This window comes from Actinomadura sp. K4S16 (assembly GCF_008327685.1).
Taxonomy (GTDB): Bacteria; Actinomycetota; Actinomycetes; order Streptosporangiales; family Streptosporangiaceae; genus Spirillospora.
This window is the reverse complement of sequence record NZ_BDDE01000013.1, coordinates 156,871-170,095: the sequence shown is the minus strand read 5'-3', so window position 1 is coordinate 170,095 and position 13,225 is coordinate 156,871. Positions and strand designations below refer to the sequence as shown.

The following is a 13,225-nucleotide window of genomic DNA, read 5'->3' as shown; positions in this document are numbered from 1 at the left end:
CGTCATTCCCCCCGGATCGCCTTGATGATCGGCGGGATGGCCAGCAGTACTGCGGCCAGGGCGCCGAGTGCCGCCGCGATTGCCAGCGGCTCTTCCGCCCCTACCAGATAGATCACACCGCCGGCCAGGGCCAGGATGACGAGGGTGAGGGTGAGGACGGCCGCGAACCCGCCGGGCGGCGGAGTGCGTGGGGTGCGGTGGGGTGGTCGAAAGCGGGTGGACATCACCTGGTCCCTTCGCCGAGCCCGATGCGCGCACTCACTGGATCGGCGAACGCCTCGCGGCTGCTCAAGATCGCCCTGGTAGGGGAGCGAAGATCCGGTGATGGCACGCGCATGTTTCGTGCATTCACGGTAGACCCGCGCTAAGCACCGGGTAGAGGGCGCGGCGACCGCACTCGAGGCGAGGAGGGAAAGACGGTAGCCCCCCGGGCTACCACCCCCGGGGGGCTCTACCTGCAGCGAGACCGGGCTCGGCGAAGAGACGCGGTGCTTGCTGTCCCGGTCAGCGTAGGCGTGCTTGACGGGCAGTCATCCGACTAAATCGGGAAACTCTAGCCTTGACACCCCACTTCTGGTTGGCCATGTGGCCTGACCTGCATGCTCTGGGCCCATGGCACAGGATGTTCACGTGCTTCTCGCCGACGACCTCGACGCCGGGCGGGCCGGCGCGACTTCGGGCAGCGCGACCACCAGTTCAGTATGGGACACCGTCGCGGCTCGCGGCGCATACGCGCGATGAAATGCGACGGCGCGGCGGTAGTCGGCGTTACGGGCGAGATGCGCGTCGGCCGGCTCGGCGACGAATGTCGCCCCGCCGCCCGGCAGCGGGGGACGTCGTCGACGTCGCGCTCCCCGCCGCAGGGCGCCGGACGTCAGCGCGAGTGGCGTGCAGGGTCCACCGGCGCGTACACGCTCCAACCGGCCCCGAAACGGTCCGCCACCAATCCCGTCGTGGGGTAATCCAGGCCGCGAGAGCGGATCCATTCCACTACCAGGGAAATCGCTTGCGCCGCGTCCATCCGTCTGGCCTCCCGTGCGTTGTCGCCGGTCACTATACGGGGGTGTGCGAGGGGCGAGAGCGGTTCAGACGAGGCGGTGCGCTTCACAGTGCGGTCCTCTTCTTGAGGGGTTGGCGAAGTGCCATCCTGAACCGATGGAGGTCGTCTTCGCCGAGAAGCACATCCGCTTCCTGTACTACGACTTCCGCGGTGCCACCGTCCACCCCACCGGAATGGTCACCCCCGCGCAGATCCGCGACGCCGACTGGAAGGCCATCAGACCCGAGATCCGGACGACTCTCGGCGAGACCCTGTTCCTGCCCAGCGCGCAACGGTCGGAGCTTGAGCGGTTCTGTGTCCGCAATGGCGTCGCCCGCAGGTCCCGCTTCGACGCCTGGGCGGACCTCCTCGAACCCTTCCTCGACACCCGCTTCGACCCCGAAGACGAACGCGCCACCCTCACCCGTCTGCGCGAGGCCGGGTTCCTCTCACGGGAGGTCGCTGAAATCCGTCGGCGCCTCACTCCGCTGATGCACGCCTACAATTTCGACGCCATGGTCTGGGAATGGGCCCATCTCGGCCTGTGCGACCTTCTCAACGCCGCCAACGCCCCGGTCATCCCCCCTGGCATCCAGAACGAACTGGGCGAACCCGCGGCCTTCTATGCCTGGACCATGATGATCGCCGACCGCTTTCGCTGACGCCTGCCCATGGCACGCGACCCGCGACAGCGAGGTCGGCTCCACGGGGCAGGCATTGCGCGCCCGGCAGCCGCGAATGGTCTCGTTTCAGCTTGTGCGGTAGTGGCGGCGGAGGGCTATGCCCGCCGCGACGCCGCCCGCGAGGGCGCCGGCGCCTGCGGCGGCGGGGAGGGCGACCATCGTGACCTTGCGGCCGGTGCGGAAGTCGTGGATCGGCCAGCCGTGGTCGCGGGCGTGGGCGCGCAGCTCCGCGTCCGGGTTGACGGCGTGCGGGTGGCCGACGGCGGTCAGCATCGGCAGGTCGTTGATCGAGTCGCTGTAGGCCGAGCAGCGCGCGAGGTCGAGCCCCTCGCGCTGCGCCAGGGCCCGGACGGCCTCCGCCTTCGCCGGCCCGTGCAGCAGGTTCCCGACGAGCCGGCCGGTGTAGACGCCCTCGCGGGTCTCGGCGACCGTGCCGAGGGCGCCGGTGAGGCCGAGCCGGTGCGCGATCGTCCGGGCGACCTCGACGGGTGTGGCGGTGACGAGCCACACCTGCTGGCCCGAGTCGAGGTGCTGGAGCGCGAGGGTGCGGGTGCCGTGCCAGATGCGGTCGGCCATCACCTCGTCGTAGATCTCCTCGCTCAGCTTGACGATCGCGCTGACCTTCTGCCCGGCGACGAACGCGAGCGCGGCCTCCTTGGCGCTGCCGATGTGCTCGGAGTTCTCGCTGCCGCGCAGGCGGAACGCCGCCTGCCCCCAGGCGAACATGGCGAGGTCGCGCATGGTGAAGAGCTTGCGGGCGGCGAGACCGCGCGCGAAGTAGTAGATCGACGCGCCGCGCATCATCGTGTTGTCGACGTCGAAGAACGCCGCGGCGGCGGGGTCGGGCGCGGGGAGCGGGGCGGGCTCGGCCGCCGCGGCGGCGGCCACCTGCCCCGCGCTCTTGTGGTCCTCGTCCCTGCCGCGCCCCCAGAACGGAGGCTGCCAGAATCGCCGCATGAGGCGAAGCCTAGTCAACCGCCTCCCCGTGCCCCTCCCTCCGGTCGCGATTGCGACAGTCCTCACCCCTGTCGCTCGCGGCCGCCATCAACCGCTCGCGCAGCACGGCGCGGAACCGCGGGTCGGGACCCGCGGCGCTCTCCCGCAACCGGGCCAGCGCGTTCCCCTGCTCTGCGATCTTTCCTCGCCTCGTCAACACCGAGCTCTCACTCGCCGCTCCCTTGCGGACGTCAGGCGCGAACGCGCTCCTGTCCGCTTGAACGATCGGACGGTGGGCCGGGTTACGGCCCAGTAGTTCATTAATAAACCATCCAGTCGGCCCGCACTGGCGGTTCAAGCGACGGATCAGGTCGGCCCCGGCGGGTCGGCGCGGCGGATCAGCGCCGCGGGCGGGGTCATCCGCGCAGGTCGTCCGGGAGCATGCGGGCCAGCGACCGGACCGCGCGGTACTGCAGCGCCTTGATCGCGCCCGGCTTCTTGTCCATGATCAGCGCGGTCTCGGCGACCGACAGCCCGTGCAGGAAGCGCAGCACGACGCACTCCTGCTGCTCGGAGTTCAGCCGCCGGACGGCCCGCAGCAGGGTTCGGTTGGTCATCGCGTCCAGGACGGCCCGCTCCGGCCCCTCCTGCGGGCGGTCCGGCTCGATCAGCTCGGCAGTGCAGACCTCCAGCCGGTAGCGGCCGGACTTGAAGTGGTCGGCGACCAGGTTGCGGGCGATCGTGACCAGCCAGGCCCCGAAGTCCTTGCCCTGCCAGTGGAAGTCGCAGATGCGGCGGAGCGCCCGCAGGAACGTCTCGCTGGTGATGTCCTCGGCGAGCGCGTGCGTCCCGACCCGGTAGTAGACGTACCGGTAGACGAGTTCCACGTAGTGGTCGTAGAGGGAGCCGAACGCCTCGGCGTCGCCGTCCCGCGCCCGCAGCACCAGCGCCTTGAGGACCTCGGCCCTGTCGGACGAGCGGTCGGCGGGACGCGTCAGGGAGCCGCGGGAATGCCGGGGAAGCGGGATGACCCCGGCATCGAGGGTCAAGCTGCTCATGCAGTTCTCCTCGGGGCGTACGCGACCTCCGGCGTGAAGTGCCACTCTAGATACCGAAAGGTACGCGAGGCAATGGTGCGTTCCTTGCCCGCGGTTACCCGTCAACCCCGCGCATCGGGCACCATGGGGGCGCGATGGTCGATGCTCTTCTCGCGTTGCTGGCGACCCTTGGTGCCCTGGCGGCCACCGGGTTGCTGGTTCAGCGCGCCTACAAGGACCGGCTGCTCTATCTGATCGCCTGGTCGTTCACGCAGGTCGGGCTGACGCTCGCGCTGCTGTCCATGAGCCTCGGCTTCATGATGGGCTTCAACGGCGCGCTGTTCCGCGTCATGGAGCTCGGCGCGGCGCTGATCGGGCCGGTCTGGCTCGCGCTCGGCATGATCGAGCTGATCGCCCGGTACGTGCAGGTCCGGTTCGGCGCCTGGTTGTTCACGATCTCCTACACGGTCGTCGCGATCGTCATCCTGATCCTGGACCCGCTGAAGGGCTCGCTCGGCAAGAGCCTGCCGAAGCCCGGCGCCACCTACGACGCGCTGCCGCTGCTGCTGATCGACGGCGGGCACGTCGTCGCCGTGCTCGCGCTCGCGGGGTGCACCGGCGTGACCGCGTGGCTGGCCAGCAAGCGCGACCAGGAGGCGGCGGAGCTGCTCATCCCGGTGGCGCTGGTCGCCCTGGCGGGCGTGCTGGTGGTCAGCGGCACCCGCGGGTTCCTGCCCGCGCCGCTCGCGCTGATCGCGCTCGGCGCCGCCGCGGGCCTCGTCTGGTACGGGTCGATGCGCACGATCCCCGTCTACGACGAGGACGCTGACGGCTACGACGAGTACGGCGACGAGCCCGACACCGGCTACGAGGAGCAGGGCTACCCCCGGCGCGCCAAGGCCGAGCCCGTCCCGGCGCCCACCCCACCCCCGGACCCCCGGCGCGGCGAGCTGCGCTTCCCGGAGCCCGCGTCCGAGGAGCTGCGCTACCCCGAGAACACCAGCATCCCCGAGAACACCGGCGTCCCGGAGCGGTCCATGTACCCCGACAACCCGGCCGGGCCCACGGCGATCGACGGTCCGCTCGGCGGTCCGCTCGACCGCTCCCCGCTCGCCGGCCTGGCCAAGCCGGGCGCGCTCGGCGGCGAGCTGGCCAACGCCTGCGGCCAGATCACCGTCTACACGCTGCTGGACGGGCGCGAGGACGCCTTCGACCGGCTCGCCGCCGACCTCGTGAAGGCCGCGCTGGCGACCGAGCCCGACACGCTGGTCTTCGCCTGCCACGAGGTGGTCGGCGGCCCCACGCAGCGGATCTTCTACCAGCTGTTCCGGGACGAGTCCGCGTTCGCCGCGCACCGCCGGCAGCCGCACCTGCAGCGCTTCCTCGCCGAGTCGCGCACCCACGTGATCGCCACGAACGTGATCGAACTGAAGCTCGGCCCGGCCAAGGTGCCGCTCCCGGCGCCGGAGTTCCCCGGAAGGTGACATGCCGCGCGAGATCATGATCACGCTGCTCGGCAAGCCGGGCTGCCACCTGTGCGAGGACGCCCGCGCGGTGATCGAGCGCGTCGCCCGCGACCTCGGCGTGCCGTGGGAGGAGCGCGACATCACCCAGTCGGAGCAGGACACCGAGCAGTACTGGGAGCAGATCCCCGTCACGCTGGTCAACGGCGTCCAGCACGACTTCTGGCGCGTCGACGAGAACCGGCTCCGCAAGGCGATCGAGGACCTCCGCCAGCGCTAGCCCGGCAGCGCCGCGACCTGGGTTTCGGTCCGGCGGCAAGAGGGAGTGGTACGGCAGGAGCGCCCCTCCGTGATTAGTGCCGCAGGGCCATTGTTCTCCCGCGTTGAGGGTGCCAGGGCACCTTGTGAGCCGTTCGCCCGATCGAAGATCGTTTGAAGGTACGGCCGTTCACCCGAACCGCGAAGAGGAGCTCCCATGTCCTTCAAGATGCGCACGCTGGGCGTCGGCGTCGCCGCCGCGGCCGCCTTCGTTCCTTTCGCCGCGACCGCCGCGCAGGCCGCTCCGGTCACCGCCCAGCGGGCCTGCACCTATGACGTCTGCATGTACACCAAGACGAACTTCAAGGGCTCGTGGAAGGGCTACAACCACTACAGGAACAAATGCGTCTCCTACGACAAGGCCTTCAAGATGAAGTCCTTCAAGATCAACAGCTCCGTGGGCACGACGTTCTGGTCCAAGAAGGGCTGCAAGGGCACCCCTTCCATGAGCTTCAGGGGCCACGCCAAGGTCAAGAACTACACGTTCACCTCGCGGTCGAGTCGCTGACCGCCTGACGACGGCGCCCCGTGGAGCAGCGGCCCACGGGGCGCCGTCGCGTCGTGCGTCCGGCCGGCGCCCGGCGGTTGCCCGCGCGGGCATGTCTGGTCGGTCACACCCCGCCGATCTCCGCTATCCCGGTCGTATGCTGAAAAGTCCCTGATGGACGGCTCTCCCGGGATGCCGCCCGGGACGCGCGCTCGCCGCGAAGCCGGGGGGCCGACTTTGTGCGCGTATTCACAAAGGCTTAACCTGGGGGACACACCGTCGAGCCGAAGAGCAGGCCGTGACACCTCGACAGAACCGCCACCGCGACCGCGCGGGCCGCGGCATCCCCGAAGCCACCGTGGCGCGGCTCCCGGTCTACCTGCGGGCCCTCACCGGGCTGCAGGATCGCGGCGTCGCCACCGTCTCCTCCGAGGAGCTCGCGGCCGCGGCCGGCGTCAACTCGGCCAAGCTCCGCAAGGACCTCTCCCACCTCGGCTCCTACGGGACCCGCGGCGTCGGCTACGAGGTCGAGTACCTCGTCTACCAGATCTCCCGCGAACTCGGCCTCACCCAGGACTGGGTGGTCGCGATCATCGGTGTCGGTAACCTTGGCCGGGCCCTGGCCGGCTACGGCGGTTTCGCGTCCCGCGGCTTCCGCGTGGCGGGCCTGCTCGACGCTGACGAGTCCATCGTCGGACAGGAGATCTCCGGCATGACGGTGCAGCACATCGACCGCCTGGAGGACATGATCGCCGAGCACGGCGTGTCCATCGCCGTGATCGCGACCCCGGCCGGCGCCGCCCAGGGCGTGTGCGACCGCGTGGTGGCGGCCGGCGTGACGAGCGTTCTGAACTTCGCCCCGGTGGTGCTGTCGGTGCCCGACGGGGTCGATGTGCGCAAGGTCGATCTTTCCATTGAGCTGCAGATCCTCGCGTTCCACGAGCAGCGCAAGGCGGGCGGGCCCGACGGCTTCGCCCCGCTGGCGGGCGGCGAACCGCCGACCGGCGCTGCACAGTACGTGGAAACGGTGGAAGCATGAGGGGGTCAGACCCGGGGGCGTGGAGGGTCGTCCCCCCGCAAGCGGCAGGCAGGAGCGGAGCGGAGAAAGGGGCGCCGGCAGGCGCCTCCTCACCAGGAGCTCGCACGGCGCGGGTGGGCGGAGACGCGGAAGACCCTGGAGACGGGAAATGAGCATTCTGGTCGTGGGCCTCAGCCACCGAAGCGCGCCCGTGGCGGTGCTGGAGCGGGCGGCGGTGGCCGGTGACGATCTCGTCAAACTGCTGCACGCCGTGCACGCGTCCGCGAACGTCGCCGAGGCCGCCATCGTCTCGACCTGCAACCGGGTCGAGATCTACGCGGTCGTGGAGAAGTTCCACGGCGGCGTCTCGGCGATCTCGGAGCTGCTGGCCCTGCACTCCGGCGTCCCGCTGGACGACCTGTCGCGGCACCTGTACGTCCACTACGAGGAGCGGGCCGTCCAGCACGTGTTCGCGGTGGCGTGCGGGCTGGAGTCGATGGTCGTCGGCGAGGGGCAGATCCTCGGGCAGATCCGGCAGGCGTTCCGGCTGGCCCAGGAGGAGGGCACGCTCGGCCGTGACCTGCACGACGTCCTGCAGCAGTCGCTGCGGGTGGGCAAGCGCGCGCACCACGAGACCGGGATCGACAAGGCCGGCGCTTCGCTGGTCAGCGTCGGCCTGGACGTCGCGGTCCGGCATCTCGGCCCGCTGGAGGACGTCCGGGCGCTGGTGGTCGGCGCCGGCTCGATGAGCTCGCTGGCCGCCGCCACGCTGAGCCGCGCGGGAGCGCGCGAGGTGGTGATCGCCAACCGGACCCCCGCGCGAGCGCAGCGCCTTGCGGAGTCGCTGGACGTCCCCTCCCGCGCGATCGGGCTGGCGGAGCTGGACGCGGCCCTCGCCGAGGCCGACCTCGTGGTGTCGTGCACCGGCGCCGCCGGCCTGGTGATCACTGCCGAGCAGCTCGCGGCGCAGGGGATCGGGGCCGACGGACGGCGCCGCTTCCTCCTCGACCTGGCGCTGCCCCACGACGTGGACCGCGCCGTCCGCGACCTGCCCGGCGTCGGGCTGGCGGGCCTGGACGACCTGCGCACCGCGCAGGAGGCGGCCGAGGCCATCGGCCCGGAGGCGGTCGAGGCCGCGCGGCGGATCGTGTGCGCCGAGGTCGAGGCGTTCCTCAGCGCCGCCCGCGCCGCCGCCGTCGCGCCGACCGTCGTCGCGCTGCGCAGCAAGGCCGCCGAGGTCGTGGACGCCGAGCTGGCCCGGCTGAGCGGGCGGGTGCCCGAGATGGACGTCCGGGCCCGCAAGGAGATCGAGCAGACTGTGCGGCGCGTGGTGGACAAGCTGCTCCACGCGCCGACCGTCCGGGTCAAGGAGCTGGCGGCGGCGCCGGGCGGCGACTCCTACGCCGACGCGCTGCGCGAGCTGTTCGACCTGGACCCGAAGGCCCCCGAGGCGGTGGCGCGCGCGGACATCCGCGAGGCCGACGTCCCCGAGGCGGCCGTCCCCCGGCTCGACGGCCGGGACCCGAACCAGGAATGCGCCGAGGCCGACTGCGTCAGCCCGGCGTCCGCGCCGGGCCGGGACGCGCTGTCCGAGGCGGTGTCCGATGCCGTGTCCGAGGTCGTGGCCGACGCCGTGTCGGACGCGATGTCGGACGGCGTGAACGCCGAGACGGTTAACGCGCAGGCCGCGAGCGTGCGGGCGGTCAGCGCCCGGGACGCCGTCCCGGCGCACGAAGGAGACGAGACGTGAGTACGGGGAGCAGGGGCCCGCTTCGGCTGGGCACCCGGAAGAGCCTGATGGCGACGACCCAGTCGCAGGGCGTCGCCGACACGTTGTCCGAGCTCACGGGGCATGCCGTCGAGCTGGTCGGGGTAACGACGCAGGGTGATGTGTCCAAGGCCCTGCTCGCCCAGATCGGCGGGACGGGCGTGTTCGTCAACGCGCTCCGCGACAAGGTGCTGTCCGGCGAGGTGGACTTCGCGGTGCACTCGCTGAAGGACCTGCCGACGTCCGAGACGCCCGGGATCGTCCTCGCGGCCACCCCGGCCCGCGACGACCCGCGCGACGCCCTGTGCGGCCCCTCGAAACTCGCCGACCTGCCGCGCGGCGCTCGGATCGGCACCGGCTCGCCGCGCCGCGTCGCGCAGCTGCGCGCCCTCCGCCCGGACCTGGAGATCGTCCCGATCCGCGGCAACGCCGACACCCGGCTCCGCAAGGTCGGCGACGGCGAGCTCGACGCGGTGGTGCTCGCGCACGCGGGCCTCAAGCGGATCGGCCGGCTGGACGCGGTCGGCGAGGTCTTCGACCCGGACCAGATGCTGCCCGCCCCCGGGCAGGGCGCGCTCGCGCTCGAATGCCGCGCCGACCGCGACGACCTCCGCGAACTGCTTGGAACGGTCGACGACGCCGCGACCCGGCGCGCCGTCACCGCCGAGCGGACGGTCCTGGCGGTGCTGGAGGCGGGCTGCTCCGCGCCCGTGGGAACATACGCTGCCGAAGTAGATGAAAGGCTGCATCTGACGGCGACCGTCGCGGCATACGACGGCAGCAGGCAGGTGCGGCTGTCCGCAAGCGGCCACCCGGATGACGCCGAGCGGCTCGGACGCGACCTCGCGGCCCGGCTTCTCGCGCAGGGGGCCGACCAGTTGATGGGGGAGCGCGAGTGAGCCCCGCCGCGAAGAGCACCACGAAGAGCACGGCCGCGACGGACGCCGCGGCCGACGAGAGCGTGGTCGAGAACACCGCCGCCGACAAGACCGCCGCCGACAAGAACACGACCACCGGGAAGACCTCGACGACCGGCAAGACCGCGAAGCCCGCGAAGAGCACGGCCTCCGCATCCGCCGCCCCGCACCGGACGGCCGGCCCGGGGACGGTCGCGTTCGTCGGCATGGGGCCCGGCGACCCCGACCTGCTGACCCTGCGCGCCGCCGCCGAGCTGGAGCGCGCCGACACCGTCGTCGTGAGCCGCGCGCACTGCCCGCCCGGGATCCTGACCCACTGCCGTCCGGACGCCGAGATCCTCGACACGGCCGACGCCGACCCGGTGAAGCTTGCCGCGCGGGCCGCGAAGGCGGGCCGCCGGGTCGTCCGGCTGTTCCGCGGCGACCCGGGGCTGGCCTGCCACTACGCCGTCGAGGGCGGTGCCCTGGCCAAGGCCGGCGTCCCGTTCGAGGTGGTGCCCGGCGTCTCCTCCGTGACGGCCGTGCCCGGGTACGCGGGAATCCCGCTGACCGACGACGCGACCCGCGAGGTCCGCGTCATCGACGCCTCCGAGGGCGGCGTCGACTGGGAGCGGTTCGCCGCCCCGGACACCACCCTCGTCATCCTCGGGGCCGAGGGCGCGGTCGCCGAGGTCGCCAAGGGCCTGGTGGCGGCGGGACGTCCCGACTCCACCCCGGCCGCGATGACCAGCCTCGGCACCACCACCGAGCAGGAGACCGTCGTCTCGACGCTCGCCAGGCTCGCGCCCGACACCAAGGGCATGGAGACCCCGGGCCTGATCGTCGTCGGCGACGTGGTGAACTGGCGCGACAAGCTGTCCTGGTTCGAGACCAAGCCGCTGTTCGGCTGGCGGGTCCTCGTGCCGCGCACCAAGGAGCAGGCCGCGTCGCTGTCGGACCAGCTCCGCGGGTACGGGGCCGTCCCGGACGAGGTCCCGACGATCTCGGTCGAGCCGCCGCGCACCCCGCAGCAGATGGACCGGGCCGTGAAGGGCCTTGTCACCGGCCGCTACGAGTGGGTGGTGTTCACCTCCACGAACGCGGTGAAGGCGGTCCGGGAGAAGTTCACCGACTACGGCCTCGACGCCCGCGCGTTCGCCGGCCTGAAGGTCGCCGCCGTCGGGGAGCAGACCGCCGCCGCGCTGGTCGAGTTCGGCGTCGTCCCCGACCTGACCCCGTCCGGCGAGCAGTCCGGCGAGGGCCTCGCCCGGGAGTGGCCGCCCTACGACGAGGACCTCGACCCCATCAACCGGGTCCTGCTGCCGCGCGCCGACATCGCCACCGACGTGCTCATCGCCAGGCTGACCGAGCTCGGCTGGGAGTGCGAGGACGTGACCGCCTACCGGACCGTCCGGGCCGCGCCGCCGCCCGCGCCGATCCGCGAGGCGATCAAGGGCGGCGGGTTCGACGCCGTGCTGTTCACCTCGTCCTCCACGGTGAAGAACCTGATCGGCATCGCCGGCAAGCCCCACAACGTGACCGTGATCGCGGTGATCGGCCCGCAGACGGCCAAGACGGCCGAGGAGTACGGGCTGCGGGTCGACGTCATGGCCGAGAAGCCGTCGGTGTCGGCCCTCGCGGAGGCGCTGGCGGAGTACGGTGCCAAGCGGAGGGCGGCCCAGATCGAGGCGGGGGACCCGCTCCGCAAGCCCAGCCAGATGCGCCGGGGCGCCCGGCGCCGGAAGTAGACCCGCACCCGGAAAACCGAGGGATCATGTCTGCACAGTTCCCCGTCGCCCGCCCGCGACGGCTGCGGCGCACGCCCGCGATGCGGCGGCTCGTCGCCGAGACCCGGCTCAGCCCCGCCGACCTGGTGCTGCCCGTCTTCGTCAAGGAGGGCATCTCCGAGCCGCAGCCGGTCGCGTCCATGCCGGGCGTCTTCCAGCACACCCGCGACAGCCTCCGCAAGGCCGCGCACGAGGCGGCCGAGGCCGGCGTCGGCGGCCTCATCCTGTTCGGCATCCCGGCCGAGAAGGACGGCACGGGCTCGGCCGCCGACGACCCGGACGGCATCGTCCAGCTCGCGCTGCGCGACCTGGCGTCCGACCTCGGCGACTCGACCGTGATCATGACCGACCTGTGCCTGGACGAGTACACCGACCACGGGCACTGCGGCATCCTCACCGAGTCCGGCGAGATCGACAACGACGCCACGCTGGAGCGGTACGCCTCGATCGCCGTGGCGCAGGCCGAGGCGGGCGCGGCGGTCGTCGGCCCGTCCGGGATGATGGACGGCCAGGTCGGCGCGATCCGCGAGGCCCTCGACGGCGCCGGACACTCCGACACCGCGATCCTCGGCTACTCGATCAAGTACGCCTCCGCCTACTACGGCCCGTTCCGGGAGGCGGCCGAGTGCGCCCCGCGGTTCGGCGACCGGTCCACCCACCAGCAGGACCCGGCCAACGCCGACGAGTCGCTCCGCGAGGTCTTCCTCGACCTCGACGAGGGCGCCGACATGGTCATGGTCAAGCCCGCCGGCGCCTACCTCGACATCGTGCGCCGCGTCCGCGACGCGGTCGACGTCCCGGTGGTCGCCTACCAGGTGAGCGGCGAGTACGCGATGATCGAGGCCGCCGCGGAGAAGGGCTGGATCGACCGCGAGCGCACGATCATGGAGTCGCTGCTGTCGATCCGCCGCGCCGGCGCCGACATCGCCCTCACCTACTGGGCCACCGAGGTCGCCCGCCGGCTGGCCTAGATCATCGTCTAGCCCATCCGTCCCTCCGGTCCCTCCGCCCTCTAGTCACTTAGGGTTGTTTTCCCGGGGTTGCCGTGTCCGGCGTTCACCCCGGCGGGCATCATCGTTAACCAGGAACCCACGTGCGACCTTGGGTAATGGGGGGCGGAGATGCTGGCGGTCTCGGGGAGCAAGAAGCAGCGGGCGGCGCGCGACCGGATGGCCGCGGCCGCGCGGGAGTACGCCGACCTGGGCTGGCCCTGCTTCCCCGGAGCCCATCCCCCGGCCGGCGGTGACCGGGCGTGTTCGTGCGACCGGATCGGCTGTCCCGACCCCGGTGCGCACCCGGTGTCGGCCGCCTGGGCGCACCAGGCCAGCGTCGACGCGGGCACGATCGAACGCTGGTGGGACGAGCGGCCGCAGGCGAACATCATCTTGCCGACGGGCCGGGTGTTCGACGTGTTCGACGTACCGGCCGCGGCCGGGACCATCGCCCTCGACCGGATCGAGCGGGAACACCTTCCCGTCGGTCCGGTCGCGTCGTTCGGGGGCGACCGGCACCTGTTCTTCGTCGCCACGCGCGGCGCGCCCGTCGACGAGGACGAGTGGTGGTCCTGCCACCTCGACTGCTCCCCGGAGGACGTCGCCGAGACGCCCGGGATGCGCTGGCACTGCCGTGACAGCTATGTCGTAGCGCCGCCGTCCATCCTGCCGCACGGGCGCGAGGCGTCCTGGCTGCGCCCACCGTCCCGCGACCCGCTCCCCGACCCCCTCCGCCTCCTGGAAGTCCTCTCAGACGCCTGCGAGGACGCCTTGCTTTAGCAGTCCCGGCCCACTTCGCTC

General features: G+C 72.0%; 13 protein-coding genes. 10 read left to right on the top strand and 3 right to left on the bottom strand.

Going from position 1 to position 13,225, the window contains the following annotated elements:
• Window positions 1-2: 2 nt before the first annotated feature.
• Window positions 3-224, bottom strand: coding sequence for a hypothetical protein (locus K4S16_RS15925; RefSeq protein WP_149259732.1), 222 nt, complete (start codon window positions 222-224; stop codon window positions 3-5).
• A gap of 931 nt (window positions 225-1,155) precedes the next feature.
• Here K4S16_RS15925 and K4S16_RS15915 point away from each other — a divergent pair.
• A complete protein-coding gene (locus tag K4S16_RS15915; protein WP_149259730.1) occupies window positions 1,156-1,701 on the top strand; it encodes a hypothetical protein in 546 nt (181 codons plus the stop codon).
• Between the two features lie 87 nt (window positions 1,702-1,788).
• Here K4S16_RS15915 and K4S16_RS15910 read toward each other — a convergent pair whose 3' ends face one another.
• Both K4S16_RS15910 and K4S16_RS15905 read right to left on the bottom strand, forming a co-directional pair.
• Window positions 1,789-2,679, bottom strand: coding sequence for an HAD family phosphatase (locus K4S16_RS15910; protein WP_149259729.1), 891 nt, complete (start codon window positions 2,677-2,679; stop codon window positions 1,789-1,791).
• A gap of 395 nt (window positions 2,680-3,074) precedes the next feature.
• The gene (locus K4S16_RS15905) at window positions 3,075-3,716 is read right to left on the bottom strand and encodes a sigma-70 family RNA polymerase sigma factor (RefSeq protein WP_149259728.1); all 642 of its coding nucleotides are present in this window, start codon (window positions 3,714-3,716) and stop codon (window positions 3,075-3,077) included.
• Between the two features lie 134 nt (window positions 3,717-3,850).
• Here K4S16_RS15905 and K4S16_RS15900 point away from each other — a divergent pair, with 134 nt between their 5' ends.
• The 9 genes from K4S16_RS15900 to K4S16_RS15860 all read left to right on the top strand — a co-directional run bounded on the left by K4S16_RS15900 (window position 3,851) and on the right by K4S16_RS15860 (window position 13,204).
• Window positions 3,851-5,179 carry a putative quinol monooxygenase gene (locus K4S16_RS15900; RefSeq protein ID WP_149259727.1) on the top strand — a complete coding sequence of 443 codons (1,329 nt, stop codon included), beginning with the start codon at window positions 3,851-3,853 and terminating at the stop codon, window positions 5,177-5,179.
• A 1-nt stretch (window position 5,180) separates the two neighbouring features.
• A complete protein-coding gene (locus tag K4S16_RS15895) occupies window positions 5,181-5,438 on the top strand; it encodes a glutaredoxin family protein (protein WP_149259726.1) in 258 nt (85 codons plus the stop codon).
• Between the two features lie 195 nt (window positions 5,439-5,633).
• Window positions 5,634-5,984 carry a hypothetical protein gene (locus K4S16_RS15890; RefSeq protein ID WP_149259725.1) on the top strand — a complete coding sequence of 117 codons (351 nt, stop codon included), beginning with the start codon at window positions 5,634-5,636 and terminating at the stop codon, window positions 5,982-5,984.
• A gap of 277 nt (window positions 5,985-6,261) precedes the next feature.
• Entirely contained in the window at window positions 6,262-7,002 is a 741-nt protein-coding gene (locus K4S16_RS15885; RefSeq protein ID WP_149259724.1) for a redox-sensing transcriptional repressor Rex, read from the top strand.
• Between the two features lie 148 nt (window positions 7,003-7,150).
• Entirely contained in the window at window positions 7,151-8,731 is a 1,581-nt protein-coding gene (locus K4S16_RS15880) for a glutamyl-tRNA reductase (RefSeq protein ID WP_308800797.1), read from the top strand.
• On the top strand, window positions 8,728-9,648 hold the full coding sequence (hemC, locus tag K4S16_RS15875) for a hydroxymethylbilane synthase (RefSeq protein ID WP_149259723.1): 921 nt from the start codon (window positions 8,728-8,730) through the stop codon (window positions 9,646-9,648). Before K4S16_RS15880 ends, hemC begins: the two co-directional genes overlap by 4 nt.
• Window positions 9,649-9,872: 224 nt before the next feature.
• Entirely contained in the window at window positions 9,873-11,393 is a 1,521-nt protein-coding gene (locus tag K4S16_RS15870; RefSeq protein WP_149260145.1) for a uroporphyrinogen-III synthase, read from the top strand.
• Between the two features lie 26 nt (window positions 11,394-11,419).
• Window positions 11,420-12,403 (top strand): porphobilinogen synthase, encoded by a 984-nt coding sequence (gene hemB, locus K4S16_RS15865; RefSeq protein ID WP_149259722.1) that lies wholly within the window; start codon window positions 11,420-11,422, stop codon window positions 12,401-12,403.
• Between the two features lie 150 nt (window positions 12,404-12,553).
• Window positions 12,554-13,204 (top strand): bifunctional DNA primase/polymerase, encoded by a 651-nt coding sequence (locus tag K4S16_RS15860; protein ID WP_149259721.1) that lies wholly within the window; start codon window positions 12,554-12,556, stop codon window positions 13,202-13,204.
• Window positions 13,205-13,225 lie beyond the last annotated feature (21 nt).

Coding starts and splice junctions, on each gene's coding strand:
- K4S16_RS15925 (WP_149259732.1), bottom strand. CDS start 224: ATGTCCACCCGCTTTCGACCACCCCACCGCACCCCACGCACTCCGCCG.
- K4S16_RS15915 (WP_149259730.1), top strand. CDS start 1,156: ATGGAGGTCGTCTTCGCCGAGAAGCACATCCGCTTCCTGTACTACGAC.
- K4S16_RS15910 (WP_149259729.1), bottom strand. CDS start 2,679: ATGCGGCGATTCTGGCAGCCTCCGTTCTGGGGGCGCGGCAGGGACGAG.
- K4S16_RS15905 (WP_149259728.1), bottom strand. CDS start 3,716: ATGAGCAGCTTGACCCTCGATGCCGGGGTCATCCCGCTTCCCCGGCAT.
- K4S16_RS15900 (WP_149259727.1), top strand. CDS start 3,851: ATGGTCGATGCTCTTCTCGCGTTGCTGGCGACCCTTGGTGCCCTGGCG.
- K4S16_RS15895 (WP_149259726.1), top strand. CDS start 5,181: ATGCCGCGCGAGATCATGATCACGCTGCTCGGCAAGCCGGGCTGCCAC.
- K4S16_RS15890 (WP_149259725.1), top strand. CDS start 5,634: ATGTCCTTCAAGATGCGCACGCTGGGCGTCGGCGTCGCCGCCGCGGCC.
- K4S16_RS15880 (WP_308800797.1), top strand. CDS start 7,151: ATGAGCATTCTGGTCGTGGGCCTCAGCCACCGAAGCGCGCCCGTGGCG.
- K4S16_RS15870 (WP_149260145.1), top strand. CDS start 9,873: ATGGGGCCCGGCGACCCCGACCTGCTGACCCTGCGCGCCGCCGCCGAG.
- hemB (WP_149259722.1), top strand. CDS start 11,420: ATGTCTGCACAGTTCCCCGTCGCCCGCCCGCGACGGCTGCGGCGCACG.
- K4S16_RS15860 (WP_149259721.1), top strand. CDS start 12,554: ATGCTGGCGGTCTCGGGGAGCAAGAAGCAGCGGGCGGCGCGCGACCGG.